The sequence below is a fragment of the Hafnia sp. genome, from assembly GCF_036648275.1.
In the GTDB taxonomy this organism is placed as follows: Bacteria; Pseudomonadota; Gammaproteobacteria; order Enterobacterales; family Enterobacteriaceae; genus Hafnia; species Hafnia alvei.
Genome location: NZ_JAVXIQ010000026.1, coordinates 26,539 through 52,498, shown reverse-complemented (window position 1 = coordinate 52,498; position 25,960 = coordinate 26,539). Strand labels below are relative to the sequence as shown.

The window sequence follows — 25,960 nt, the reverse complement described above, 5'->3', positions numbered from 1 at the left end:
TGTACACCATGTCTCCAAACATCCGTCTACTATGTCTCCGGTCTGAACACCCTTCACAGGGGAGGGAACTGTTCGGCGGTGCTTAGAAGATCCTCGATCTGCCCCTCCCCCTGCGAAGGGGGAGGTTGGGAAGGGGTCAATTCCCCTTAGCAGGGGAGGGAACTGTTCGGCGGTGCTTAGAAGATCCTCGATCTGCTCCTCCCTCTGCGAAGGGGGAGGTTGGGAGGGGGTCAGTTCCTCTTCACAGGGGAGGAAACTGTTCGGCGGTGCTTAGAAGATCCTCGTTCTGCTCCTCCCCCTGCGAAGGGGGAGGTTGGGAGGGGGTCAGTTCCCCCCTCACAGTTCCCATTCAGATCGGACACTCCTGCATCTTATCCGCATCCGTCATCTTATCGACCTGTAGCAATTCCAGCATACTGTTCGCAATTTCGCGTTCACCCATTACCACCTGATTGGCGCCACGATCTGAAATGTAGGCCACTTCATCGTCGTAGTGCGCACGGGCAATAATATCCAGCGTATCGCGTTTAGTTCGGGCGAAGGCCACAATCTCACCGGCTTCATAGCCGTTTGGAATGGTGAGCAGCAGCCAGCGCGCGCAGTCAATTCTCGCCAACTCCATAATTTCAGGATTAGCCGCATTCCCTAGCACGGCATGAATACCTTGCTCACGCAGCGCTTCAACGCGTGGACGTGAATTCTCGATAACCACCAAAGGAACGCCGGCATCGTGTAGCTTAGCCCCAATTAGGCTGCCTACGCGCCCGTAACCAACCAACAGCACGTGGTTGCATAGGTCAACGGGGATCTGCTTCTCTTCTTCCTCTGTGACCTCTTGCAGGCTCTGGTCTTCGATAGTCTCGGTTTTGGCGAGATAGCGCTCTAACAGTGTAAAGAGCAGCGGGTTGATCATGATGGACAGGATCGCACCCGCCAGCACCAAATTCCGTCCTTCTGGCGATAGCATATTCAACGAGATGCCTAATCCCGCCAAAATAAAGGCGAACTCACCGATCTGCGCCAAGCTCACTGAAACGGTCAGGGCAGTACGCTTGGAGTGACCAAACATTTTTACTAAGAAGAATGCGGCAAGGGATTTACCAAAGACGATAATCGCCAAGCAGCCTAACACCGCCAACGGCTGTTCAACCAGAATCATCGGGTCAAACAGCATGCCCACGGAAACGAAGAACAGAACCGCAAAAGCATCGCGCAACGGAAGCGTGTCGTGAGCAGCACGATGGCTAAGCTCAGATTCGTTCAGAACCATCCCGGCAAAGAACGCGCCCAGCGCAAAGGAAACGTCGAAGATCGCCACGGCACCATACGCCACGCCCATCGCCAGCGCTAAAACGGAGAGCGTGAACAGTTCGCGTGAACCGGTACTGGCGGTTTTCGCTAAAATCCACGGCACCAAACGGCGACCCACCACAATCATAATGGTGATAAAGGCAACGACTTTACCCAGCGTAATACCCAGCTCGATCAACAAGTCTTTGAGCTGCATATCTTGGCCTTCGCCCATAATCCCGGCAAAAGCAGGTAGCAGAACCAGCGTAAGCACCATGGCCAGATCTTCAACGATCAGCCAGCCAATAGCTATTTGGCCACGTTGGCTGTCAATCAACTGCCGCTCTTCCAGAGCGCGCAGCAACACCACGGTACTCGCGGTGGATAAACATAGGCCAAACACTAAACCGGTGACTAAATCCCAACCCAACAACGACGAAAGCCCCATACCCAATAACGTCGCCACTGCAATTTGTGCAATAGCGCCGGGTATGGCGATGTTTTTAACCGCCATCAAATCTTTTAGAGAGAAATGCAAACCAACACCGAACATCAGCAGGATGACGCCAATTTCGGCCAGTTCAGGGGCAAGCGAGGTGTCTGCCACAAAACCGGGGGTGAATGGGCCAGCAAGCACGCCTGCGACGAGATAGCCCACCAGTGGGGATATTCGCAGACGATTCGCCAGCATACCTAAAAGAAAGGCGAGAACTAAGCCTCCAACGATTGTCGTAATAAGCGGGGTTGAGTGATGCATCTAGACTCCTTCTAGCACTGCACGAACAGCTAAATAATTAATACCCTTCTTAACTTGAAGCAGCGCTGGATAGCTCGCCGCAACTTCAATTAATGTGTGTATAAATCCGGCATTTTCCACTCTTTTATTGCAATCAATGTGTATTGGTTGAGTGAAACCCACCGGTATCTGTAATAAGTTTATTGTATTTATCGGAATTCTGCTGAGTTAATTTTGGGAAATAGGTCTGAATTTAGAAAAAAAACGCGCCAACGGCGCTAAAGAGAGGTTTTGTGATACAACCGCATGCAGCACGCGGCTTTGAGGAAAAGCAAACCCGACCAATCCTACAGGATAAGTCGGGTTATTAAGTCTAATTAGCGTCTTTATGTTCTATATTTGGCAATAACGCAGTCAAGATGCCGAGTAATGGTAGGAATGCGCAGATCTGATAAACCAAGTCAATGCTGGTTAAATCGGCAACATAGCCTAAAACTGCGGCACCTAAGCCACCCATACCAAAGGCAAAACCAAAGAAGAGGCCTGATACCATCCCAACTTTGCCAGGAATCAACTCTTGCGCGTAAACCAAGATGGCTGAAAACGCCGAGGCCAGAATCACACCGATGATCACGGTTAAAACCCCAGTCCAGTAAAGCGATGCATAGGGTAAAGCCAGCGTAAACGGTGCGACACCCAGAATAGAGCCCCAAATAACATATTTACGCCCTATCTTATCGCCCAGAGGCCCGCCAATAATGGTTCCGGCGGCAACGGCAAACAGGAAGGCAAACAAATGTATTTGCGCACTTTGTACCGAAACGCCGAACTTATGGATGAGATAAAAGGTGTAATAGCTACTAATACTGGTGAGATAGAAGTATTTCGAGAAAATCAGCACTAGCAGTATGGATAAAGAAACCACTACGGTGCGGCGTGGAAGCACTTTCACGTTGCCGTGGCCTTTAGGCTTACCTTTGCTTTGTCGGGTTTGCTGCTGATACCACTTGCTGACCTGAAGCAAAACAACAATTGCCAACAGCGCCGCCAGAGAGAACCACGCAATATTTGCCTGACCATAAGGTGCAATGATCGCTGCAGCTAGCAAGGGGCCGAGCGAGCTACCGAAGTTACCACCCACCTGAAACACCGACTGCGCGAGGCCGTGGCGTCCACCTGAAGCCATACGCGCGACACGGGAGGACTCAGGATGGAAAATAGACGACCCCGTACCCACTAATGCGGCGGCGATCAGCACAATTTCAAAACTAGGCGCAACGGAAAGCAGTAAAAGCCCCGCTAAGGTGAATCCCATACCGATTGGCAGAGAGTAGGGTTTCGGATGTTTATCGGTGTACATACCGATCAACGGTTGCAGCATAGAGGCAGTCAGTTGATAGGTCAGAGTGATAAGACCTATCTGTGCAAAATTCAGTGAAAACTCACCGCGCAGAATAGGGTAGATCGCCAGAATCAGCGATTGGATCATATCGTTTAGCAAATGGGACACGCTGATAGCGCCCAGTATGGAAAACGAGGTGCGATTGACAGGCTTTTGTGTCACGTAGTCGGACACCGGATCGATGCGGTCAGTCATAGTCTGTTTTTATGATTTAGTCAGTTAAGGAGCTATTTATGCAGGCAGATAAATAGGGATAGACATCACGCTAACAATGACAAAGTTTATCATTCTTGGTCAACCGTTGTTTTGCCTTCATATGGACTATTTACCGGTTATTGACGCAAAACGGACTGCGTAATTTGAAATGGCTCGCAAAAAAATGAAAAGATCTCCTTATCTTGCCGTTAGAATTTTAGACTTGGTATCAAGCACAGTGATTTGAATTTGATAATCATAATAATGAGAAAGTCTTTGGGATGATGAATATGACGACACGGAGAATCCGTATGAAATTGGCTTTAAAGGGTAGCGCATGTGCGTTAGCGGTCACTTTGGCACTGGTGCCTACGTGGGCGGCAGCATGGGAAAAAGATAAAACCTATAACATCACCATTCTGCATACTAACGATCATCACGGCCATTTTTGGCAGAACGCCAACGGTGAATATGGCTTAGCGGCACAAAAGACGCTGGTGGATCAGATTCGCCATGAAGTGGCTGCGCAGGGCGGCAGTGTTTTATTGCTTTCTGGCGGCGACATTAATACCGGTGTTCCTGAATCTGATTTACAGGATGCCGAGCCTGATTTCCGTGGCATGAACCTCGTGGGTTATGACGCGATGGCTATCGGTAATCATGAATTCGATAACCCACTGTCGGTCCTGCGCCAGCAGGAAAAATGGGCTACGTTCCCATTACTTTCCGCCAATATTTATCAGCAAGGCACGGAAAAGCGTCTGTTTAAGCCGTATGAAATTTTCGATAAGCAGGATATCAAAATTGCGGTAATTGGCTTAACGACCGACGATACGGCCAAAATTGGTAATCCTGAACTGCTGAAAGGTATTGAGTTCCGCGATCCCGCCGTGGAGGCCAAAACGCTGATCCAGCAGATCAAACAAAACGAAAAGCCGGATGTGATTATTGCCGCCACCCATATGGGACATTATGACAACGGCAACCACGGTTCGAATGCGCCGGGCGACGTTGAAATGGCGAGAAAATTGCCAGCCGGGTATCTTGATATGATCGTCGGTGGTCATTCACAGGATCCCGTGTGTATGGCATCCGAGAACAAAAAACAGGCTGATTATGTACCGGGAACGCCGTGTGCGCCCGATCGTCAAAATGGAACGTGGATCGTACAGGCGCATGAGTGGGGGAAATACGTTGGGCGCGCTGATTTCAGCTTCCGTAACGGTGAGCTGACTTTGCAACACTACCAGCTCATTCCGGTCAATTTGAGTCAGAAAGTGACGAAAAACGATGGCACTACGGAACGCGCTTACTACACCCACAAGATTGACGAAAACCCGCAGATGCTCAAGCTGCTAACGCCGTTTGAAGAGAAGGGTAAAGCGCAGTTAGAGGTTAACGTTGGCAGCGTAGACGGCAAATTGATGGGCGATCGCAGCAAAGTTCGCTTCGAACAAACCAATATGGCGCGTTTACTGCTTGCCGCTCAGATGGAGCGCACACAGGCAGATTTAGCCGTGATGAGCGGTGGCGGTGTGCGGGATTCAATTGAGCCGGGCGATATCACCTACAAAGATGTGCTGAAGGTTCAGCCTTTTGGCAATTTGGTAGCCTACGTCGAGTTGAACGGCCACGACCTTGAAAAATATCTGGCGGTAGTTGCCAATAAAAAAGTCGATTCTGGTGCGTATGCGCAGTTTGCTAACGTGAGCCTCGTTGCCGACGGGCAAGGCGTAAGCGATGTGAAAATCAAGGGCGAATCTTTGCAGGCAGACAAAACGTATCGTTTAGCTTTGCTGAGTTTTAACGCCACCGGCGGTGATGATTACCCGATTGTGAGCGATCGACCAAGCTATGTGAACACGGGGTTTGTCGATGCAGAAGTGCTAAAACAGTACATCGAAAAACACTCTCCGCTTAAAGTTGCTGACTATGAGCCGAAGGGTGAGATTGTTTATAAATCGGCGAATTAATCTGTAGAAACTACGCTGATTCAGAGGGCAGATTTCTGCCCTCTGAGCGGTGCAAACATCGTCCTCATCTAAACTTCCACCAGTCTAGCCGTCTAGATGAGAAAATTATTATTTGAAAATAGTTCTTGATAAGCAAGGGTGGGTGTGAGTAAATAGCGTCATCGGTTTGAAACACAGACCTTATGAACGCAGTTTTAGTAAAGCAGTCCTCAGTTCAAGCGTTATCCGCATAGATACCTCTTCTTCTTGTGAGTCTTCTCCTAAGTGCTAAGTAAGAACTTTTCAATAAGTAACTCTTTGAAGACGACCACCTTCGCTGCACGATTTATTTGAATCATGGCGGCACACAAAACAAATAAAGGAAGTATCTATGTCTAATAAAATGACTGGTTTAGTAAAATGGTTTGACGCTGGTAAAGGTTTCGGTTTCATCTCTCCTGAAGATGGCAGCAAAGATGTATTCGTACATTTCTCTGCAATCCAGAGCAATGATTTCAAAACTCTTGATGAAGGCCAAAAAGTTGAGTTCTCTATCGAGAACGGCGCTAAAGGTCCATCAGCAGTAAACGTTGTTGCGCTGTAATAGCCAACAGCCATCGCAGTAACCTCTGAGTTACCGCGAACCAAAAACCCGCCTTGTGCGGGTTTTTGCGTTTCAAAGGATTGTACTCTTCTGTTCAACGGTACTTTTACTCTAGTTATCAAATATCTATTCTCATTTGTGGCGCAAATGTTATCGCTGTCACGGTCAGACAATAGAAGAGTGATTAAGATGCCAAACAGGAGGAAACACACTGATGAAGAAAATTGTTTTAGCGACGTTAGTTGGTTTATTAGTTTCTGGTTACGGCATGGCTGCCGACGATCACTATCTTAAATATGAACAAGCCCCTGACAGCTTAAAGCTGTTACCACCGCCGCCGTCTTATACCAGCATTGATTTCTTGAGCGATAAAGCTCATTACGATGAAGGTAAGGCGCTGCGTAGCACCGAGCGTGGTAAACAGGCTTATGATGATGCTGATGTATCTAAAGATAGCTTGGCGAGAAATTTCTCCACCGCTTTTGGCATTCCTATTTCTAAAGAAAAAACACCTGAAACGTTCACGCTGATCACGACGATGAAAGAAGATGCGGGTGAATACGCAACGCGTTCTGCGAAGCAGCACTATAATCGTGTGCGTCCTTTTGCTTTCTATAAAGAAGCAACCTGTCGCCCAGAAGATGAAAAAGAGCTCTCCACCAATGGTTCATATCCTTCGGGCCATACCACGATCGGCTGGTCAGTGGCGCTGGTGTTAGCGGAAGTGAACCCAGCAAGACAGAATGAAATTCTCAAGCGTGGCTATGAGCTTGGGCAAAGCCGTGTGATCTGCGGTTATCACTGGCAGAGCGACGTCAATGCTGCGCGTGTAGTTGGAAGCGCGGTTGTTGCCACTCTGCATAATAATCCAGCGTTTGAAGCTCAGTTGGCGAAGGCCAAGGCTGAAGTGCAAAAGCTAAATACTCAAAACTAATCCTGCCTTAAATATTTAACGAGCCTTGCCGCATGCGGGGCTCGTTAATCTCGCTTGGCAATCTCCGCAAAGCTGCCGCTGGTCATACGGCTAAGATCCTGAGCTGCAAGTTCGATATCCAGACCGCGCTTTCCGCCTGAAATAAAGATCGTGGCAAACTCTTGAGCGCCGCTGTCGATCACGGTAGGCAAGCGTTTCTTTTGCCCAAGTGGACTAATGCCGCCGACCAGATAGCCTGTTACGCGCTGAGCAATCTGAGGATCGGCCATGTCAGCCTTTTTAGCCGATAACGCTTTGGCGACCTTTTTTAAATCCAGCATTGAAGCAACCGGTGTTACCGCCACGGCTAAATTCTTGCTATCACCGTTGAGCGAAACTAACAGCGTTTTGTAGACTTGTTCGGCGTTTAAACCCAATTTACGGACAACTTCATCGCCGAAATTAGTTTCGTCGCTATCGTGGTGATACTGATGGAGGGTAAAAGGAACCTTGTTTTTTTCAAGAAGAAGAACTGCGGGAGTCATTTTCTAAGCCTCTACGATGACGAATCACGCAATGATAGCGCTGTTATTTCGCGGAGTCAGTTTCGGAGAGTTATTTATTCGTGCGTTATATGCATACGCGAGACACCATCTGGCGAATAACCATTGCCAGAATCACTGCTGGATTGTTAATCTATGTGTGAAACTGTAAGAGTAAACGCCATGTTTGCGCTTACAGCATAACGATAATAATGAAATTCCTCTTTGACTGGCCAATAGAAATATTGGCCATTTTTTTCGTCTAATGAATCACATACGGCGTCAGCAGCTCGGGCAGGTTTCCTTCACTGTAAAGATGCAATGCGCCTACCGCCACCACATAATTTCCTGCCGGTAGGGCGAGCAACATTTTTTGCCATTTGCGATTTCGTTCGCCCATCAGAACCTGATAAAGATCGTCACTAAAGGTCGCGGGTAGGTCTGTCGTTGCTATAGATTCCGTCGGTGAAATCCACCAGCCGATCAGCGTTTGCAGCAGGCGAGCGTTGGTATGCCAGTGCGCCAAGGTGTCTTTTAACAAGACGATCCCGTTATCGGGCAGCGCATGCAGCAGGGCCATTTGAGTATCGGCGCCTTCCAACTCAATGGTTTTTAGCGACGTTTGCTGGGCAAAACGCAGCATTTGATAGTCGATACCATATTCAGAGCGCAAACCGAGCTGATGTGCCTGCTGTGCCTGTAGGGTCAACGCCGTACGCCACGCCGGATAATGTTGAATCGCGTTAGCGGGAATACCGGTTTCCTGACAGCGCTGTAAAACTTGCTGCCAAAGTTCAGGCGAAAGCTGTGACTCCAAAGCCTCAGCAACTTCAGCAGTATCAAACGAAGGTGATGCTTGGGTTATGTCTGCTTCAACAATCAGCGCATCCGCGCGTTTAAGGCGCTGAATTAATGCCGCGGGCAGGGGCGACATGTTTTCAGTGCCCATATGAATACTTCCCACCAGATGCAGATGAATGCCGCCTTGCAGATGGATATCAAGCGCGGGATAGGCATAGGTGGTCGTCGGAATAATTCCCAACCAGAGAGCGAGTTTTCTCAGCCATTGAGTCATAAGTCACCTTTGCCTTTTTTTTCTATGCTACGTGCAGTGTGGAGGTAAAGGCAAAAAAAAAGCACTGAAACTTCGGTGCTTTTTGTGTCTTTTCATTGCCCCCGTTCCTTTTCATTGTCCTTTTCATTGTCCATTTCATTGCCCATATAGTTGAATCGTGAACTGGCCAAAAAAGGTGAAAGACCTCGCGTCAGACTCAACGTGGTTACAGCGGCTACACAAAATGTGAAGCCCAACTAGCCTGAATATGATAAAAGTTATCATTATCAAAAAATGTTCAGAGAGGGAATATTATGCCTGGATACCGCTATCGCATCACCGTAGAGCCGATCGCCGACCGCAAAGGCGATCCGATTGATAAAGCGCCAATCAGCTTTGAAGTTGAAAACCATGATGAGATTTTATCTATCGTCGAAAGATTGGGTGCCCGAGACGATTTGCCGTTCACCGGCGATAAATCGAAGGCCTTTGCCGTTGGGTTAAAACTGTTTTCTGAATCGCTGTTGGAGAACCGCAAACATCCGCTGTTTGACGATTTGCGTGATTCATTCCGCGCTTTTATGATGACCTTAAAAGGCATCAAGCGCGGTGAGAGCCCCGAAGATGCAAAAGAAGAGCAAAAAGAAGGCTAAAAATTACAGCATAAACCGGTAACCCACGCCGGTTTCAGTCAGTAAATGCTTGGGGCGTGCTGGTTCTGCTTCTAGTTTCTGCCGTAAATGCCCCATATAGATCCGCAGATAGTGGCTGTGCTCAACGTAGTTTGGCCCCCAAACCGTGCTAAGCAGTTGGCGCTGAGTAAGCACTTTCCCCGCGTTGGCAATAAGCTCAGTCAGTAAACGGAACTCCAACGGGGTGAGATGCAAATCCTCACCGGCTCGAGAGACTCGACGGTTAATCAAATCCACCTCAACGTCTGAGAATTGAATCAGCGGACTTTCCTGATTTTGCTGAGCATGGCGGCGCAAAGAGACGCGTACGCGTGCCAATAATTCCGCAACGCCAAAGGGTTTACTCAGATAATCATCGGCTCCGGCATCTAGCGCCAGCACCTTGTCCGACTCCTCGCTGCGCGCAGAAAGCACAATCACCGGAATTGAACTCCACTGGCGCAAATCGCGGATAAAATCCAGACCATCTCCATCCGGCAGGCCTAAATCGAGAATAATGAGGTCCGGTTTGCGTGTACCCGCTTCGATCAGCCCACGCTGCAATGTATCGGCGTCAAAAACCCGCCAGCCCTCACTCTCAAGCGCAGACCGGACAAAGCGGCGGATCTCTTTTTCATCTTCAACGATGAGCACATTTATCGGAGTCTGATTCACGTTATCTCTCTGTTTTGCCGCTCTCTATTTCTCAAGAACTGGGATGATTAAGCTCATCTTCAATATCAGGCGGTGCTTCGAGCGGTAGGGTGAAGTGGAAGCAGGCCCCGCCTTGGGCAATATTTTCCGCCCATATTTTACCATCATGTACTTCTATAATGGCACGACAAATGGCTAAGCCCAAACCTACTCCAGGAATCGCCGACTCTTTATCGCCGCGGGTAAATTTATTGAATATGAGCTGTAGCTGCTCGGCAGGAATACCGTTGCCGCGATCTTCAATTTCGACTTCTAACCAATCTTCTGAGGCTCTGGCCCGAATCGCCAACGGTGATTCTAATCCGGCATATTTGCCCGCGTTTTCTAGCAGGTTTTGTATCACTCGTTCAATCAAGCTGCCGTCGCAATTCACCAAGGGAAGATCCGCGGGTAAATCAATCGTGAGTGGGTGCGAATTCAACATTGGTTCCAGCGTATTAACGGCGCTGCCCACGATTTCTTCCAGTGATTGCCACTCTTTGCGCAGGTTAAATCCGCCGGACTGAATGCGCGCCATATCCAGTAAATTATTGACCAGCCGCGTGGTATTAAGGATCTGCTGGCGGATTTGATTAGCCTGCTGGGCATGCGGCGATTTTTCAGCGGCCAGATCGAGCGTTAGAATTTCAGCCTGACCAAACAACACGGTGAGCGGAGTACGCAGGTCGTGCGAAAGGGCGGCCAACAGCGAGTTTCTGAGCTGTTCGCGCTCGGTGTCCATACGAGCGCTCGCCGCCGTTTGGGCCAGATGCAAACGTTCAAGCGCGCTGGCAATCATCACCGCATAGGTTTGTAACAGACGTTGCTGTTCCGGCACCATTAATTGACGCATATTCATGGGTTCGATAGCTAGCACGCCAAAGGTCTGTTGTGAGGTGCTCAGGGGCAATAGCTGATAAGGAACACCGGGTAGCGTATCGGTGCCTGCTCCTGCCGGTTGCTGCTTATCGAAACACCAGTGCGCAATAGCAAAGTCAACGCCTGATACCCCTTCCTGCGGCGGCGTCACCTGAACTAACGGCGTATCATCGCTGGGAATTAATACTGATGTCCGTGCGTTGAAACTGCTGTTAAGAAAATAGCTGCCGCTGCGAGCGATATCTTCATTAGTGATGGCATTGCTCAGGGCTTTGGACAGTTCATACATATGGCGCGCACGTTGCTCGCGATAACGTGCAACCCGCGCCTGATAGCGAACACCGGCGGTCAGATTACCAATCACGATCCCGACGGTCAGCATCACGCCAAAGGTCACGAGATATTGAACGTCGGTAACGGCGAACGACCACTGAGGTTGGATGAAAAACAGATCGAAGCTGGCAACGCTAACTACGGCGGAAAGCACAGAAGGCCAACGGCCATAAAACAGCGCCACAATCACGACCCCCAGTAGATAGACCATGACGATATTGGCCTGATCGAAATTGGGGAAAATCATTCTCGCCAGCAGTGTAATTAACGCACATAGAGCAATGGCAACCAGACATCCGCGAATTTGTATCCGCCACTTTTCGCTGAAAGGGCGGTTATCGGACTCTTTGCTGGTGGTGCGAGGCTTATCCTCAACGGCGACGATAATTAAATCCAGATCCGGCCCGAGTTTAGCTAGCCGGTCAGCAAAGCTTTCATGCCACCACCAACGCCGCTCTTTCTTATTGCGTCGGCCAATAATAATTTTGCCGAGATTATGCTCACGGGCGTAGCGCAGGATGGCTTTTTCTTCATTGGGATCGGATAGCGTGGTGGTTTCTGCACCTAATTCTTGTGCCAGCTTAACGCTGCGCAAAATAGCTCGTCGCTGATTTTCAGGTAATCGATGCAGGCGCGGTGTTTCTACATAAACCGCATGCCAAATACAGCCAAGGCGAGCCGCCAATCGAGACGCGGTGCGAACCAGCTTGTCGTTATCAACGTTGTGACCAATACACAGTAAAATGGCATCTCGAGTATGCCAAACGCGTTCTTTATCTTGGCTATTACGAAACTCGCGCATTTGCTCATCAACGCGGTCTGCGGTGCGACGCAGCGCCAATTCACGCAAGGCAATCAAATTCCCTTTACGGAAGAAGTGCTCGATGGCGCGTTCTGCCTGCCCGGGGATGTAGACTTTTCCTTCGTTGAGACGTTGACGTAAATCGTCTGGCGGTAAGTCCACCAGCACGATTTCGCTGGCGTCATCGAAGATGCGGTCGGGCACGGTTTCGCGCACGCGAATGCCGGTGACGGAACCGACGACATCATTAAGGCTTTCAAGATGCTGCACGTTCACGGTGGTGAGTACGTCAATGCCCGCATCCAGCAGCTCTTCGACGTCTTGCCAGCGTTTAGGATGACGCGAACCGGCGGCGTTACTGTGCGCCAACTCATCCATCAGGATCAGCGCAGGGTGGCGAGCCAGCGCCTGATCGAGTGCGAACTCCCGTACTTGACGCCCACGATGATGAATCCGCTTGAGGGGCAGGATATCCAGTCCCTCAAGCTGCGCGGCCGTTTCCGCTCGGCCATGGGTTTCCACCACGCCAACCAGCACGTCTAAGCCTTGTGCACGAAGACGCTGCGCTTCTTGCAGCATCGCGTAGGTTTTTCCAACGCCAGCGCAGGCGCCGAAAAAGACTTTTAGTTTTCCGCGTGGCTTTTCACAAACCTGAGCCAGTAAGGTATCTGGATCGGGGCGGCGCAGCTCTTCATCGTCTAGCATGTCGTTCTCTTTATGATCGGGCTGGTGGCGTTATGAATGCGTGTTAGATGCATTGTGGGGCAATAATGCATCCAGTGCCATGTTCAGTTCTAATACGTTAACCACCGGCTGACCAATAAACTGCGGCAGGCTGTATTTTGTGTTAGCGGCGATCAGCTTCTCAACGCTGGCCTGCGGCAAATTGCGAACCTTGGCGATGCGTGCTGCCTGATAATAAGCTGCCTGCGGTGAGATGTGGGGATCTAATCCACTGGCTGAGCTGGTCATTAGATCGACCGGAATCGCCGTTGGCGCTGAAGGATCTGCCTGACGCAATAACGCTGCACGCTCCTGCAAATTTTTATCCAACTGCGGATTGGATGCCGCCAAATTGCTGCCGCCGGAAGCCTGTGGGTTATAGGCTGCGTCAGCGGTCGCTGATGGGCGATCCCAAAAGTATTTAGGCTGAGTAAAGTTTTGGCCAATCAAACGGGAACCCACGATGACGCCATCGTGTTCGATCAACGATCCTTCAGCCTGAGAGTGAAACATCACCTGCGCTAACCCCGTGGTTAGCAACGGGTAGGCAATGCCGGTGATGGCGGTCAATATCAGCATCATCATGATAGAGGGGCGTAGTAACGACATTATTCATTCCTTAAAACATTATGTACTTCATATGCTTAGCTAAGAATGTCTTCAGCAAATAATAGAACTTTCTGAAGCCTGATTTTAGGGGAAGTACACCGATGGGGTCGTAGCGGCGAAGCCGCCGGAGCGCCCCGCGGTGTGCTAGCCCCGTGTATCTCGATCTTATAAACGGCTGGCGTTAACTCATGAGCGTATTAAGCCAAACCACAAACGGTCAGCAACATATCGATCAATTTGATCCCGACAAACGGCACTAACAGCCCGCCTGCGCCATAAACCCATAAATTTCGACGCAGCAATGCGCTGGCGCTTAGCGGTTTATAGCTCACGCCTTTCAACGCCAGCGGGATCAAGAACACAATGATCAACGCGTTGAAAATGACCGCTGACATAATGGCCGACGCCGGTGACGTTAGGTGCATGACGTTGAGCGCATTCAACTGAGGATAAGTGGCTGCAAAGGCCGCAGGAATAATGGCGAAATATTTCGCCACGTCATTGGCGATGCTAAAGGTGGTTAGCGAGCCACGCGTCATCAGCATTTGTTTGCCGATATGCACCACTTCAATCAGCTTGGTTGGGTTAGAGTCTAAATCAACCATGTTGCCCGCTTCTTTGGCGGCCTGAGTACCTGAGTTCATGGCGACCGCCACGTCAGCCTGTGCCAGCGCTGGCGCATCGTTGGTGCCGTCACCGGTCATTGCCACTAAGCGGCCTTCGGCCTGATACTGGCGGATCAGCGCCAATTTGGCTTCGGGCGTCGCTTCCGCCAGAAAGTCATCCACGCCCGCTTCGGCCGCGATAGCCGCAGCGGTTAAGCGGTTATCCCCGGTAATCATGACCGTTTTGATACCCATGCGGCGTAGCTCAGAGAATCGCTCTTTAATACCGCCTTTGACGATATCTTTTAGCGCCACCACGCCAAGAATGCGGCCATCTTCTGCAACCACCAGCGGTGTGCCGCCGGTGCGTGCAACGCTTTCCACGCGTTCATCAACCGCACGTGGGAAGTGGCCTTGGTTAGATTCAACGTGGCGGCGTATTGCGTCCACCGAACCTTTACGAATCATTCTTCCCTGCACGTTAACGCCGCTCATGCGGGTTTGCGCCGAGAAGGGCACAAAGGTTGCACCTAGGCTTGCCAAATCACGTTCGCGTAAATTAAAACGCTGCTTTGCCAGCACCACAATGCTGCGGCCTTCAGGCGTTTCATCTGCTAGCGAAGCGAGTTGCGCCGCGCTGGCAAGCTCTTCCTCACTCACGCCGGGGACGGGTAAGAATTCGGTAGCCTGACGGTTACCCAACGTGATGGTGCCCGTTTTATCCAACAGCAGCACATCGACGTCACCGGCGGCTTCCACGGCGCGCCCGCTGGTAGCAATGACGTTTGCGCCCAGCATGCGGCTCATACCCGCCACGCCAATGGCTGACAGCAGGCCGCCAATGGTGGTTGGGATTAAACAGACCAACAGGGCAACCAGCACGGTAATGGTGACCGGAACCCCAACGTGGCTGGCCTGCGCGCTAAATAGCGAGAAGGGGTAAAGCGTTGCCGTTGCCAGTAAAAACACCAGCGTTAAGGCAATAAGTAAAATGGTTAGCGCGATTTCGTTCGGGGTTTTGCGCCGCTTAGCGCCTTCAACCATCGCAATCATGCGGTCGAGGAAGGTTTCACCCGGGTTAACGGTGCATTGGATCACCAGCCAATCCGACAGGATACGCGTGCCGCCGGTGACGGAAGAAAAGTCGCCGCCAGATTCGCGAATGACCGGCGCGGATTCACCGGTAATCGCGCTTTCGTCAACGGAGGCACCGCCTTCCAACACTTCACCATCGCAGGGAATAGTGTCACCGGCTTCAACCAGCACAATATCGCCTTTGCGCAGAGAGTCCGCAGACACTTTTTCCTGCTGTGAATCATGTTGCTGTGAGGCCAGTTTTTTAGCCCAGCTGGTTTTTTTCACTCCTTTCAGGCTTTCGGCCTGAGCTTTACTGCGCCCTTCAGCCAGAGCTTCGGCAAAGTTAGCAAACAGAACCGTGAACCAAAGCCAAATCGTCACGCTTCCGGTAAATGCGGCGCTACCATCACTTTGCCCGCTGAGAATGGAGGCCCAGATAATGGTGGTGAGAATGCTGCCCAAATACACCACAAACATTACAGGATTGCGCCACTGCACGCGGGGATCGAGTTTTTTAACAGCATCTTTGATAGCGGTACGGACCAGTTTTGGTTCGAACAACGCGCGTTGTTTACGAGTCATTATTTTATCTCTCAACGTGTTAACCAAACTTGCAGGTGTTCAGCTACCGGCCCCAGCGCCAGCGCCGGAATAAACGTTAATGCGCCGACCAATAAAATGGTGCCAACCAATAGTCCAATGAACAGTGCACCTTGAGTCGGTAGCGTTCCGTTTCCGGCGGGTTGGCGTTTTTTCGCGACTAAAGAACCCGCAATCGCCATCACCGGAATGATGACGCCGAAGCGACCAAGGAACATGGCAATCGCCAATAGAACGTTATAGAACGGCGTATTCACACTTAGACCCGCGAAAGCACTGCCGTTGTTGTTAGCCGCTGAAGAAAGGGCATAAAGCACCTCGCTAAACCCATGCGCGCCTGGGTTAAGAATGCCGGCGCGGCCTGCATCGCTCATCAGCGCGATGGCAGAGCCAATCAGCACCAGCGCAGGGGTAACCAAAATGGCCACCGCGGTCATTTTCATATCGAAAACTTCGATTTTCTTGCCCAGATACTCAGGCGTACGGCCAATCATCAGACCGGCAATAAATACCGTCAGCAGCACGAAGAGCAGCATGCCGTAGAGACCAGAGCCCACGCCGCCAAAGACGACTTCACCGATCTGCATCAGCCACATCGGCACCATACCGCCGAGCGCCGTGAAGGAATCATGCATGGCATTCACCGCACCGCAGGACGCGGCGGTAGTGACAACCGAATACATCGCCGTTGCCAGAATGCCAAAGCGAGTTTCTTTCCCTTCCATGTTGAAATTGCTGGTTGCGCCAAAGTCGGATAAATGCGGGTTTCCCTGCAGCTCGGCGTACATCACCACGATAACCGCCACCACAAAAATCAGGCTCATGGCCCACAGCAGCGTATGGCCTTGGCGGTTTTCTCCCACCGCTTGTCCGAAGGCAAAACAGAGCGCGGCGGGGATCAAGAAGATCGCCAGCATTTGCACCATATTGCTCAGTGCGGTTGGGTTTTCGAATGGGTGCGCTGAGTTTGCACCAAAGAAACCGCCGCCGTTGGTGCCGAGTAATTTAATGGCTTCCTGTGAAGCCACTGGCCCCATAGGTAGCAGCTGAGTACCGCCTTCCAGCGTATGCACTGTGATATAGCTATGCAGGTTTTGCAGCACGCCTTGGCTGACGAAAAACAATGCCAGAATGATCGACAGCGGCAGAAGAACGTAAAGCGTCACGCGGAACAAATCGACCCATGCATTTCCTAGCGTGCTTGCCGAGTGACGAGCAAATCCGCGGATCAACGCAAAGACCACGGCAATTCCCGTTGCGGCAGAAAGGAAGTTTTGTACGCTCAATCCAACCATTTGGCTGAAATAGCTCAAGGTGTTTTCGCCGCTGTATGCCTGCCAGTTAGTGTTAGTCACGAAACTGACCGCGGTATTAAGCGCGAGGTGCCAAGACATCCCCGGCATCTGCTGTGGGTTCAGCGGCAATATGCCTTGTGCCATGAGTAGAGCGAAGAGCAGCAAAATGCCCAGTAGGTTGAAGGCGATTATCGCGAGCAAATACTGTAACCAGCTCATTTCCTGCGGTTGAATCCCACAGCAACGCCAAAAACCATTTTCCACGCCGCGCAGAGCAACAAAGGGTTCGCCATCGATTAGGCGAGCCAATAGTCTTCCCAAAGGCAATGCCAAGGCAAAAAGCACCAGCAGAAATACCGCGATCATCAGAAACGCAGAAGCAGCCATCAGAATTCCTCCGCGTTAAATAATGCATAAATCAGATAAGCCAGCAGTAATACAACTAAGACTGCACAGGCAATCACCCCGATATTCATACAACCTCTCCAAAGGCATTTTTGATACTGCTTAGCCTAGGTAACTTAGGGAATAAATAGCGTAAAAAGGTAGGGGATGGGTGTAAAAAAAGTATAAAAATGATGGAAAAACAGTCGATATCTGAGTGTTTTGCAAGCGCAGTGTCGTTAAATGAAAAAGCGTGGAATGCGTTTCGCAAATCTTATTGGAGCCGCTGGCATCGCTTTTCATCTGCTACTAGGGTGATGCAAATTCGTGGAGTGATGAGGAAAGAAGGGATGCTGCCGGTTTATCAGATAAATACATTTTTATATGCGGTGTTGCAGCAGGCGCAGGCTGCTCTTCAACAACAGGATATCCAACGCTTTGTGTGTGATGCTGCGGAGGCTTCTCGACATGGCGCTGTTGCTGAACGTTCGCCAACGGCGCAGTTGCTGTCTGCGTTACCTTTTAACCGACAGCTGAAAAGGCTACAGGCAAGCGGCAAAGAGCAGGCCTTTTTTGTATGGAAAATGCTGTGTCTGCCTTTGAAGCAATTCCCGAGTTCAGGAAGGCTGGTTTTAAATCAGCAAACGAATGAACCTGAATTAAATCGGCGGTTAAAAAATCTTGCGGCAGAGCTGGGACCCGTTGAGTTACGTATCCTCCGGGGCTATCCATGGCTCGTGCTGTATTTATTTAATGGCCGCGAAGTGTGTTTGCTGCGTTTGCTTGATGCGTCGTTGTTTAGTGAAGCTTTTCTGAATGGCTATTTTTCATAGTGAAATAAAAAGCGAAATAAAATGTTAAATAAAAGTATTAGTAAAATAACTAATGTTAAGTTTTTATTTAACTATAAAGTAACAAAATTACATAAAGGCACAATAAAGGCGAAAAAAACAGCAAATATAGTGGTCGGATGAGTGGTAAACTTTCAGCGGATGGGGTAATATTTTGTTCAGATTACAGGCAAACTTAAATTTGAATCATTTTAATTTATAACGTCCGCTGCTTTAGTGATCCCTTTGGGGAAACAGCTACGTTTTAAGGAGGACTCAATGTACCAACAGTATTCATTATCTCGCATTCTCCTGCGTCGTTGTGGCGTTGTTATTGCCGGTGTTTTGGCACTGCCAGTGATGTTATTCCGCAGCGATCGCGCACGTTTCTATAGCTATCTGCACCGCGTTTGGTCTAAAACCAGCGATAAGCCGGTTTGGTTGGCGCAGTCGGAGCAGGTCACCGCTGATTTTTATTAATCGCTGCTAGCGAAACGGTAAACGTGAAGAAACCACCTCAATGCAGGTGGTTTTTTGCTATCTGGAACCATTAAAAGCAATTTTCTGCATCTGGTTTAACTTCGATTGTCCATATCCCTATCTTTTCTTGGTGTAATTCCTTCTCTTCTGCACCTACACTGAAAGTGCACAACCCATAAATATCAATAAATAGAGGTGCGCGATGTCAGATAAAATACCCGTTGGTGTGAGTGCCTGTTTGCTGGGCGAAAATGTTCGTTTTGATGGTGGCCATAAACGATTACCGTTTGCGGTGGATGAGCTGTCACCCTTTGTGCGCTTCGAAGCCGTGTGCCCTGAAATGGCGATTGGTTTACCGTCGCCGCGCCCAACGCTTCGTTTGATAAAACAGGGCGATGATGTGGCACTGGTGAACAGCCGCGATGGGGAAGGGGATGTGACGCAAAAAATGCGTGATTTCTCCAAACAGAAAGTGGCGAGTCTTGAACATCTGTGCGGCTATCTGGTCTGTGCGAAGTCGCCCAGCTGTGGCATGGAAAGAGTGAAGGTGTATACCGAGCATGACGCGCGTAAAAGCGGGGTGGGAATTTTCACCCAGCAGCTGATGGCGCATATGCCTTGGCTGCCGGTAGAAGAGGACGGCAGATTATATGACCCCGAACTACGAGAGAATTTTGTTGAACGTATTTACGCGCTACACGAGTTTAACCAGCTTTGGAAAAGCGGTTTAACCCGTGGTGCGTTAGTGGCTTTCCACAGCCGCTATAAGCTCTCTCTGCTGGCTCATTCACAGCCAGAATATCGCGAACTGGGGCGTTTTGTTGCGGCGATGGAGCAGTGGGAATCCTTAGATGAATACGCGCACGAATACCGAAATCGTTTTATGGCTTTGCTCAAGCATAAAGCCTCGCGTCGTAATCATACCAACGTGTTACAGCACGTTCAGGGCTATTTCCGTCGCCAGCTCACCAGCAGTCAGCGACAGGAGCTGGCCGATCTGATCCTGCGTTATCGGCAGGGAACCCAACCGTTGTTGGCACCGATCACGCTGCTACGCCATTATCTCAAAGAATATCCAGACAGCTATTTAGCCGGGCAGCGTTATTTTGACCCTTACCCTGAAGTACTGCGTTTGCGGTATGGCCACTAGCATTGACAAGGAAAGGTAATGACTGCCACACATTTAGTTTGGTTTCGTAACGATCTACGGATAACGGATAATCGTGCGCTGCATGCGGCCTGTCAGGATATTCACGCTAAGGTGATCGCGGTTTATATCGCGACGCCTGAGCAGTGGCAGCAGCATGATATGGCACCGCGTCAGGCGGCGTTTATTCAGCAAAATCTGCACTGCCTAGACGCCTCGCTAGCAGAAAAAAACATCACTCTTTTCTCTCATCAATGCGCTGATTTTGCCGAGAGCGTTGAGTGGCTCAGTGATTTTTGCCAGAAAAACCACGTCACCGACCTGTTTTACAACCGCCAATATGAACTGAATGAGCGACACCGTGACGACCGTGTAGGTGAGTTATTGCAGGGAAAGTGCACGCTACATGTCTTTGATGACAGTTTGCTTCTGCCACCCGGTAGCGTGGTGACCGGTAGCGGCGAAATGTATAAGGTGTTTACTCCCTTCCGTAAGTCTTTCCTACAACGCGTAAGCCATTCAGATACACGCTGTTTGCCTGTCCCCAAACCGAGAGCAGATAAGGCTGAACGGTTGCCGGTCGTGCCTTTTGGTTATCCCTTAGAGCAACCCGACCCGTCACTATTCCCTGCGGGAGAGGACGCCGCGTTACAGCGTTTGCGGAGTTTCTGCCGAGAACGCGTGCAGGATTATCAGCAGCAGCGTGATATTCCGGCCATTGATGGCACGAGTTGCCTATCGCCTTATTTGGCTATCGGCGTGCTGTCGCCACGTCAGTGTTTTAACCGGCTTTTGGCTGAGTGTCCGCAAGCGCTGGAAGACGATCAAAGCGGTGCCTTTGTTTGGCTCAATGAGCTGGTTTGGCGCGAGTTTTATCGCCACCTGCTGGTGGCTTATCCCAAGCTCTGTCGGCATAAGACATTTATTACGTGGACCGACAATGTGCGCTGGAGCGGTGACGCCGATCATTTAGCGGCATGGAAAGCAGGGAAAACCGGTTTTCCGATTGTGGATGCTGCGATGCGGCAATTAAACCAAACGGGGTGGATGCATAATCGGCTGCGCATGATTGTCGCGAGCTTTTTAGTTAAAGATCTGCTGATAAACTGGCGGGCGGGAGAGCGTTACTTTATGTCTCAACTGCTGGACGGAGATTTGGCGGCGAATAACGGCGGTTGGCAGTGGGCGGCATCTTCGGGAACCGATGCAGCACCCTATTTTCGTATTTTTAACCCGACTACGCAGGGAGAGCGCTTTGACAAAAAGGGCGATTTTATTCGTCGCTGGCTGCCAGAGCTTGCGGATGTACCAGACAGTGATATTCATCACCCCCATCAATGGGCGATTAAACAAGGTCGCGTGTTAGACTACCCTGAACCACTGGTGGATCATGCCGTTGCGCGTAAGCAAACCCTTCAAGCTTTTGAAGAGGCTAAGCGAGGCGCGGGCTGATATTTCCAGCCGCTTTTACTGCAAGGAGCACATAACAAATGCGAAAGACACTCATAGCTGTGGTGCTGGCGGGCTATTCCGCATTTACCTGGGCCAGTTTTGACGTAGTCGCGTTAGGCACCCAGGGAGGATTATCGGGAGATAACCTGACTTCCTACCTTATTCGCACCGAAGGGGATGCCCGCTATATTGCGTTAGATGCGGGCAGCACTTTACCCGGCATTGCGAAGGGTATTGAAAAAGGGAGTTTCCCAGACGTCACGCCAGAAAAAGCCGCACCGCTCACGCCGCAGGGCTACATTTTCCGTGAGCAGATTAACGCTTACTTCATCAGCCACCCTCATCTGGATCACGTTGCCGGTCTGATTTTGGGCTCGCCCGATGACAAAAAGAAGACTATCTATACCCTTGCCGACAGTGCGAATACGCTGCATAACCACTATTTCAACTGGAAAAGTTGGCCAAATTTCAGCGATGCAGGCAACGGTGAACGATTAGGCACTTATCGAATTAATTCGCCGCGCGTCGGTCAGACCTTTACCCTAGGCGTAACGCCGATGCGCGGAGTAATTTATCCGCTGAGCCATAATGGAACGGCATCGTCGATGCTGTTGATTAGCGCGCGCGGGGAGTCTTTTGCCTACTTTGGCGATACCGGCGCTGATGCCGTAGAACGCTCTAAAAATCTAGATGCAATTTGGCGTGTTTTAGGGCCTCTCATCCAGCAAAAAGCGCTTAAAGGGATGATTATTGAAACGTCCTATGATGACGCGCAGCCTGACAATAAACTGCTTGGACATCTGACGCCAAAATTACTGCTTTCCGAACTGACTCAGTTGGAGAAATACAGCGGCGGCGCAGGTTCGTTGAAAGATTTACCGATTGTGATTAGCCATATTAAACCCACGCTGGTGGCGGGGAAGGATCCGCAAGCGTTGATTCAGCAACAGCTGAGCGCAGGGAATTCATTAGGCGTGAAGTTTATGTTTATGCAACAGGGCGACAAAGCCGTTTTCTAATGATTAATCAAAATTTTTGTGACTAGACACTATGAATAATATTGAACTGGAAAAACTGCTCGATCAGCATCTTAGCGTTAATGATTTCCGTGACTATGCACCCAATGGTTTGCAGGTTGAGGGGCGACAGGAAATTAAGAAAGTCATTACCGGTGTGACCGCCTGTCAGGCGTTGCTCGACGCCGCCGTGGCAGAGCAGGCCGATGCTATTTTGGTGCACCACGGTTATTTCTGGAAAAACGATGCGCCAACCGTGCGCGGTATGCGTCGTCATCGTTTGAAAACTCTGCTGATTAATGACATTAACCTGTATGGCTATCATCTGCCGTTGGATGCCCACCCGGTGCTGGGCAACAATGCGCAGCTGGCGCGTGTGATGAACATTAAGCCATTAGGGATGATCGACCCTTTACTGCCTTACGGTGAGTTTGAGCAACCGATGAGCGCGGGTGAGGTGATTGGTCGCTTAGAGCGTAAGTTACAGCATGCCGTGTTACACAGTGGAGACAATGCGCCACAGGAGATCCGTCGCGTTGCGTGGTGTACCGGCGGTGGTCAGAGCTATATTGAACAAGCCGCTGAGTTTGGCGTTGACGCGTTTATTAGCGGTGAAGTTTCAGAGAAAACCATTCATATCGCACGTGAGATGGGGCTGCATTTCTTTGCGGCGGGTCATCATGCGACAGAACGTGGTGGCATTCGTGCGTTAGGCGAGTGGTTAGCGGCGGAACATGGATTAGACGTGAAGTTTATTGATATCCCTAATCCAGCGTAAAAGCGTTATGCAGTAATGAAAACACTCCGTTGCTATCGGTATTTGTCTGATAACAACGGAGGTAATAATTTTAGCTCTTTTTCACAAACTCAGATTTCAGCTTCATTTGGCCGAAACCGTCGATTTTACAATCGATGTTGTGGTCGCCTTCAACCAGACGAATTCCCTTCACTTTGGTGCCGATCTTCAGCATAGACGAGCTGCCTTTTACCTTCAGATCTTTGATTACGGTGACGGAATCGCCATCAACCAGCAGATTGCCGTTGGCGTCTTTCACCACCAGTTCATCGCTTTCTTCTGCCGGTGCGCTGTCATTCCATTCGTAAGCACATTCAGGGCAAATGTACATATCGTTGTCCTGATAGGTGTATTCAGAGTTGCACTTCGGGCAGTTTGGTAATTGCATGCTAAGGTCGCCTTTAACAGAAAATAAAAAAATGCAGCGCTGCTATTGTGATGATTGATACCCACGGTCTTGGTGTCGTCTCAAGTCGGCTAGGGATCTAACAGTGATTCCGCAGGGCGGATCTGCAAAGCGCGCGATCATACAACTTTTGACCAATATCGAAAATGATTTATGTTAAAAAGATCGCAATTAGAGCACTTCTTATAACCTAAATAGCGTAAAGAGTCTATTTTATCGCCGTTAGGCCGCAATGTGTCCGAGCGCCTGCAGAAAGGCGTGCGCAATCGGTGATTGGAGTTCGCGATGATAGAGCGCATAGAGATCGGCGGGGATCGGCTGTTTTAGGGGAACAAACGTTACGCCTGGCCAGTGAATAAGCGAGCAGGTTTCCGGTAATAGGGCGATGCCCAAGCCTGCGCTGACCAGCGCCAGCACCGTTTGCGGCTCCATGGCCTGTTGGGCAATGAGCGGATAGAAACCAGTTTGTACACAGTAATCATAAAGCTGCTGGGCAAAATCGCTGTGGCTGAATGAGAGTGAGATAAACGGACGTTCGGCAAGCTGCATAAGGTCGAGGCTAGGAAACTGGCATAGAGGATCGTGCTCGAGCAACGCAACCATGACTGATTCGCGTGCAATATGCTGGTAGCAGATATTGGGCGTGGACTCTACGGCTACATTTCGGTTGATGCCGATATCAATGGTGTGCTGCATGATCTGCTCAATTTGGCGCTGCTGTGGCAGTTCATGTAACGTCCACGTGGCGTGGGGATAATCAGTGCGAAATGATTTCAGTGCGGGTAGCAGTGCGCCCCACAGTGCGGTACCGATAATACCGATATTCAAGTGTTGGTTTTCATTGCGTCCGATCTGACGCACATAGTTCAATGAGGTTTCGGTGGCATTCAAAATGCGATCGACCTCGGTCTTGAGCACGCGCCCAGCGTGCGTTAGCGCCACTTTTCGGCTGTTACGTTCGAGCAGCTTAACCTCAAGAATATCTTCCAGCTCTTTAATCTGCGTGCTGAGCGGCGGCTGGGAAATATTCAGCAGTGCGGCAGCGCGGCCAAAATGCAGTTCATCCGCCAACACCTGAAAATAGCGCAACATGCGCAGACTGATACGGCCGTTGCTGTGTACGTGATGGGTAAGTTGAGCGATGGGCGTGGTTGGCATGAGGCACCTGAAGGAAAAAAGGCAGTACTGCATGATGCAGACCGCCTTGGAGGGAGTCAAATAATCAGAAAAATATCGTTAAGCCGAGGCTTGGGTTGCTTTGGCATGAGAGATTTTTTCAGCACGGCTGAGTGCGATGGCGGCCAATAACGCAATCAGCAATAAACCATATGAAATTGCCGCAGTTCCCAATGCCCAATGCAGCCCGTAGTAGGAATTCATCAGCGATGACACGGTTGCAAACAGCAATGTCCCCACGGTGCCACAGGTGAGTAGGGCAGAGATAAGGGTTGGCGGGCTGTGGCGCACCTGAAGTGAACCATAGCTCATCAATCCAGAGAATAATCCGGAGTTGAAGAAGCCAAATACGCCGCAGGCCACCATGATGAGCTGGGTATTAGTGCTGGTGGTAATCACTAAAATGGAGGCCATTCCGATCAGCGCGCAAACCAGCAGGAAGGTGCGTAGCTTCATCAACTTGACGGTGAACTGATTAACGAACAGACCCGTGGCTTTCGCCCACCAGTAGCAGGCCGTGAACAGCGCAGCGTTTTCCGGCGTGATGTGGAAGCGATCTTGCAGATAGGTGGGTGTCCACATGGTGAAAATAGGTTCAGCCAATAAGAAGGCGAACAGCGCAAAGCAAAGCAGATAAATAGCAGCTCCCCAAGGTTCTGCCGTGGTTTGGACGGCGTGTGTTGAGGTCTCAGCCGGTGCTTCGGTGGTTGGGAAGCGGCTGCGCAAGGTGATGGACAACATTAAGGCACCGATTGCGCCCATAATCGCGTACATGGCTAACCAGTTTGCACCGAGTTTAAACATCCATGCGAGCACGACCGAGAGCGTTGCCCCCGCTAAACTGAAGAAAAAATCGGTAAAAATCAGGCTGGAAGAACGTTTTTTCTCTTCAGGATTGATACGAACCACCAAATAACTACCGATAGTCATAAATACGCCACCACAGGCACCAATCAAGGTGACGGCGACGCTGAATACGGTGAGCGTTGGGCTGAGAAATAGCACGATGCTGACGATCACGGTGATGGCAGAGGCGATCACCAATGGCTTTTGCAGACCCCATTTTTTCATCAGGATCCCGCCGAGCATGATCGGTAGGAACATCCCCAGATTCATCAGCGTAAAAACCTGACCAATGAAACTGTAGTCTTTGTGAAATGCGTCGCACAGCGGGCCGAGAACGATACCCAAGGTAGAAACCAGTGCGCCCACAAAATAGTAACTGAGGTAGGAAATCGCGTTCATATTCACGCGAGAGAAAGATGACTCTGTCATAGCGAAACTCCAAGCAGGAGAAT

23 protein-coding genes are annotated in these 25,960 nt (G+C 50.2%); 10 read left to right on the top strand and 13 right to left on the bottom strand.

Features of this window, described 5'->3' with window-relative positions; translation table 11 throughout:
* Positions 1-349: 349 nt before the first annotated feature.
* Together ybaL and RSC70_RS17665 are read right to left on the bottom strand one after the other, a co-directional pair.
* Positions 350-2,047, bottom strand: coding sequence for a YbaL family putative K(+) efflux transporter (ybaL, locus tag RSC70_RS17670; protein WP_025799911.1), 1,698 nt, complete (start codon positions 2,045-2,047; stop codon positions 350-352).
* A 352-nt stretch (positions 2,048-2,399) separates the two neighbouring features.
* A complete protein-coding gene (locus tag RSC70_RS17665) occupies positions 2,400-3,623 on the bottom strand; it encodes an MFS transporter (protein WP_332543098.1) in 1,224 nt (407 codons plus the stop codon).
* 311 nt (positions 3,624-3,934) lie between these two features.
* Here RSC70_RS17665 and ushA point away from each other — a divergent pair, with 311 nt between their 5' ends.
* From ushA to RSC70_RS17650, 3 genes are all read left to right on the top strand, one after another.
* Positions 3,935-5,596 (top strand): bifunctional UDP-sugar hydrolase/5'-nucleotidase UshA, encoded by a 1,662-nt coding sequence (gene ushA / locus RSC70_RS17660; protein ID WP_332543097.1) that lies wholly within the window; start codon positions 3,935-3,937, stop codon positions 5,594-5,596.
* 370 nt (positions 5,597-5,966) lie between these two features.
* Positions 5,967-6,179, top strand: a complete 213-nt coding sequence (gene cspE, locus RSC70_RS17655) for a transcription antiterminator/RNA stability regulator CspE (protein ID WP_004091792.1) — start codon at positions 5,967-5,969, stop codon at positions 6,177-6,179.
* 214 nt (positions 6,180-6,393) lie between these two features.
* Complete coding sequence (locus RSC70_RS17650; protein ID WP_025799904.1) at positions 6,394-7,113, top strand: acid phosphatase; 720 nt, start codon at positions 6,394-6,396, stop codon at positions 7,111-7,113.
* 44 nt (positions 7,114-7,157) lie between these two features.
* On the opposite strand, the gene ybaK is transcribed toward RSC70_RS17650, so the two are convergent.
* Positions 7,158-7,637 (bottom strand): Cys-tRNA(Pro)/Cys-tRNA(Cys) deacylase YbaK, encoded by a 480-nt coding sequence (ybaK, locus tag RSC70_RS17645; protein ID WP_025799902.1) that lies wholly within the window; start codon positions 7,635-7,637, stop codon positions 7,158-7,160.
* Between the two features lie 259 nt (positions 7,638-7,896).
* Positions 7,897-8,709: a TraB/GumN family protein gene (locus RSC70_RS17640; RefSeq protein WP_332543096.1), complete on the bottom strand. Its 813-nt coding sequence runs from the start codon at positions 8,707-8,709 to the stop codon at positions 7,897-7,899.
* Between the two features lie 293 nt (positions 8,710-9,002).
* Here RSC70_RS17640 and RSC70_RS17635 point away from each other — a divergent pair, with 293 nt between their 5' ends.
* Positions 9,003-9,341: a DUF3861 domain-containing protein gene (locus tag RSC70_RS17635; protein WP_103009194.1), complete on the top strand. Its 339-nt coding sequence runs from the start codon at positions 9,003-9,005 to the stop codon at positions 9,339-9,341.
* A gap of 3 nt (positions 9,342-9,344) precedes the next feature.
* On the opposite strand, the gene kdpE is transcribed toward RSC70_RS17635, so the two are convergent.
* The 6 genes from kdpE to kdpF form a co-directional block, all read right to left on the bottom strand.
* Positions 9,345-10,034: a two-component system response regulator KdpE gene (gene kdpE / locus RSC70_RS17630; protein ID WP_043491891.1), complete on the bottom strand. Its 690-nt coding sequence runs from the start codon at positions 10,032-10,034 to the stop codon at positions 9,345-9,347.
* A 31-nt stretch (positions 10,035-10,065) separates the two neighbouring features.
* Complete coding sequence (gene kdpD / locus RSC70_RS17625) at positions 10,066-12,771, bottom strand: two-component system sensor histidine kinase KdpD (protein WP_282813943.1); 2,706 nt, start codon at positions 12,769-12,771, stop codon at positions 10,066-10,068.
* A gap of 30 nt (positions 12,772-12,801) precedes the next feature.
* A complete protein-coding gene (gene kdpC, locus RSC70_RS17620) occupies positions 12,802-13,398 on the bottom strand; it encodes a potassium-transporting ATPase subunit KdpC (protein WP_130998792.1) in 597 nt (198 codons plus the stop codon).
* A 197-nt stretch (positions 13,399-13,595) separates the two neighbouring features.
* The gene (kdpB, locus tag RSC70_RS17615) at positions 13,596-15,662 is read right to left on the bottom strand and encodes a potassium-transporting ATPase subunit KdpB (protein ID WP_063585641.1); all 2,067 of its coding nucleotides are present in this window, start codon (positions 15,660-15,662) and stop codon (positions 13,596-13,598) included.
* A gap of 11 nt (positions 15,663-15,673) precedes the next feature.
* A complete protein-coding gene (gene kdpA / locus RSC70_RS17610) occupies positions 15,674-17,362 on the bottom strand; it encodes a potassium-transporting ATPase subunit KdpA (protein ID WP_234619105.1) in 1,689 nt (562 codons plus the stop codon).
* Complete coding sequence (kdpF, locus tag RSC70_RS17605; protein ID WP_038502049.1) at positions 17,362-17,451, bottom strand: K(+)-transporting ATPase subunit F; 90 nt, start codon at positions 17,449-17,451, stop codon at positions 17,362-17,364. The genes kdpA and kdpF overlap by 1 nt, the downstream gene beginning before the upstream one ends.
* Before the next feature lie 99 nt (positions 17,452-17,550).
* Here kdpF and RSC70_RS17600 point away from each other — a divergent pair, with 99 nt between their 5' ends.
* From RSC70_RS17600 to RSC70_RS17575, 6 genes are all read left to right on the top strand, one after another.
* The gene (locus RSC70_RS17600; RefSeq protein ID WP_332543095.1) at positions 17,551-18,192 is read left to right on the top strand and encodes a hypothetical protein; all 642 of its coding nucleotides are present in this window, start codon (positions 17,551-17,553) and stop codon (positions 18,190-18,192) included.
* A gap of 276 nt (positions 18,193-18,468) precedes the next feature.
* On the top strand, positions 18,469-18,669 hold the full coding sequence (locus RSC70_RS17595) for a YbfA family protein (RefSeq protein ID WP_004096533.1): 201 nt from the start codon (positions 18,469-18,471) through the stop codon (positions 18,667-18,669).
* 202 nt (positions 18,670-18,871) lie between these two features.
* On the top strand, positions 18,872-19,819 hold the full coding sequence (locus tag RSC70_RS17590; protein WP_061554075.1) for a YbgA family protein: 948 nt from the start codon (positions 18,872-18,874) through the stop codon (positions 19,817-19,819).
* 18 nt (positions 19,820-19,837) lie between these two features.
* On the top strand, positions 19,838-21,268 hold the full coding sequence (gene phrB / locus RSC70_RS17585; RefSeq protein ID WP_332543094.1) for a deoxyribodipyrimidine photo-lyase: 1,431 nt from the start codon (positions 19,838-19,840) through the stop codon (positions 21,266-21,268).
* A 38-nt stretch (positions 21,269-21,306) separates the two neighbouring features.
* Positions 21,307-22,287, top strand: coding sequence for an MBL fold metallo-hydrolase (locus RSC70_RS17580; RefSeq protein WP_043491874.1), 981 nt, complete (start codon positions 21,307-21,309; stop codon positions 22,285-22,287).
* A 31-nt stretch (positions 22,288-22,318) separates the two neighbouring features.
* Positions 22,319-23,062, top strand: a complete 744-nt coding sequence (locus RSC70_RS17575) for a type 2 GTP cyclohydrolase I (RefSeq protein ID WP_332543093.1) — start codon at positions 22,319-22,321, stop codon at positions 23,060-23,062.
* A 70-nt stretch (positions 23,063-23,132) separates the two neighbouring features.
* Here the strand turns inward: RSC70_RS17575 and RSC70_RS17570 are convergent, their stop codons facing one another.
* The 3 genes from RSC70_RS17570 to tsgA form a co-directional block, all read right to left on the bottom strand.
* The gene (locus RSC70_RS17570) at positions 23,133-23,468 is read right to left on the bottom strand and encodes a zinc ribbon domain-containing protein YjdM (RefSeq protein WP_025800696.1); all 336 of its coding nucleotides are present in this window, start codon (positions 23,466-23,468) and stop codon (positions 23,133-23,135) included.
* A 240-nt stretch (positions 23,469-23,708) separates the two neighbouring features.
* Complete coding sequence (locus RSC70_RS17565; RefSeq protein ID WP_063585636.1) at positions 23,709-24,644, bottom strand: LysR family transcriptional regulator; 936 nt, start codon at positions 24,642-24,644, stop codon at positions 23,709-23,711.
* A 78-nt stretch (positions 24,645-24,722) separates the two neighbouring features.
* Complete coding sequence (gene tsgA, locus RSC70_RS17560; RefSeq protein WP_332543092.1) at positions 24,723-25,937, bottom strand: MFS transporter TsgA; 1,215 nt, start codon at positions 25,935-25,937, stop codon at positions 24,723-24,725.
* Between the last annotated feature and the right edge of the window lie 23 nt (positions 25,938-25,960).

Coding starts and splice junctions, on each gene's coding strand:
- ybaL (WP_025799911.1), bottom strand. CDS start 2,047: ATGCATCACTCAACCCCGCTTATTACGACAATCGTTGGAGGCTTAGTT.
- RSC70_RS17665 (WP_332543098.1), bottom strand. CDS start 3,623: ATGACTGACCGCATCGATCCGGTGTCCGACTACGTGACACAAAAGCCT.
- ushA (WP_332543097.1), top strand. CDS start 3,935: ATGAAATTGGCTTTAAAGGGTAGCGCATGTGCGTTAGCGGTCACTTTG.
- cspE (WP_004091792.1), top strand. CDS start 5,967: ATGTCTAATAAAATGACTGGTTTAGTAAAATGGTTTGACGCTGGTAAA.
- RSC70_RS17650 (WP_025799904.1), top strand. CDS start 6,394: ATGAAGAAAATTGTTTTAGCGACGTTAGTTGGTTTATTAGTTTCTGGT.
- ybaK (WP_025799902.1), bottom strand. CDS start 7,637: ATGACTCCCGCAGTTCTTCTTCTTGAAAAAAACAAGGTTCCTTTTACC.
- RSC70_RS17640 (WP_332543096.1), bottom strand. CDS start 8,709: ATGACTCAATGGCTGAGAAAACTCGCTCTCTGGTTGGGAATTATTCCG.
- RSC70_RS17635 (WP_103009194.1), top strand. CDS start 9,003: ATGCCTGGATACCGCTATCGCATCACCGTAGAGCCGATCGCCGACCGC.
- kdpD (WP_282813943.1), bottom strand. CDS start 12,771: ATGCTAGACGATGAAGAGCTGCGCCGCCCCGATCCAGATACCTTACTG.
- kdpC (WP_130998792.1), bottom strand. CDS start 13,398: ATGTCGTTACTACGCCCCTCTATCATGATGATGCTGATATTGACCGCC.
- kdpB (WP_063585641.1), bottom strand. CDS start 15,662: ATGACTCGTAAACAACGCGCGTTGTTCGAACCAAAACTGGTCCGTACC.
- kdpA (WP_234619105.1), bottom strand. CDS start 17,362: ATGGCTGCTTCTGCGTTTCTGATGATCGCGGTATTTCTGCTGGTGCTT.
- kdpF (WP_038502049.1), bottom strand. CDS start 17,451: ATGAATATCGGGGTGATTGCCTGTGCAGTCTTAGTTGTATTACTGCTG.
- RSC70_RS17600 (WP_332543095.1), top strand. CDS start 17,551: ATGATGGAAAAACAGTCGATATCTGAGTGTTTTGCAAGCGCAGTGTCG.
- RSC70_RS17595 (WP_004096533.1), top strand. CDS start 18,469: ATGTACCAACAGTATTCATTATCTCGCATTCTCCTGCGTCGTTGTGGC.
- RSC70_RS17590 (WP_061554075.1), top strand. CDS start 18,872: ATGTCAGATAAAATACCCGTTGGTGTGAGTGCCTGTTTGCTGGGCGAA.
- phrB (WP_332543094.1), top strand. CDS start 19,838: ATGACTGCCACACATTTAGTTTGGTTTCGTAACGATCTACGGATAACG.
- RSC70_RS17580 (WP_043491874.1), top strand. CDS start 21,307: ATGCGAAAGACACTCATAGCTGTGGTGCTGGCGGGCTATTCCGCATTT.
- RSC70_RS17575 (WP_332543093.1), top strand. CDS start 22,319: ATGAATAATATTGAACTGGAAAAACTGCTCGATCAGCATCTTAGCGTT.
- RSC70_RS17570 (WP_025800696.1), bottom strand. CDS start 23,468: ATGCAATTACCAAACTGCCCGAAGTGCAACTCTGAATACACCTATCAG.
- RSC70_RS17565 (WP_063585636.1), bottom strand. CDS start 24,644: ATGCCAACCACGCCCATCGCTCAACTTACCCATCACGTACACAGCAAC.
- tsgA (WP_332543092.1), bottom strand. CDS start 25,937: ATGACAGAGTCATCTTTCTCTCGCGTGAATATGAACGCGATTTCCTAC.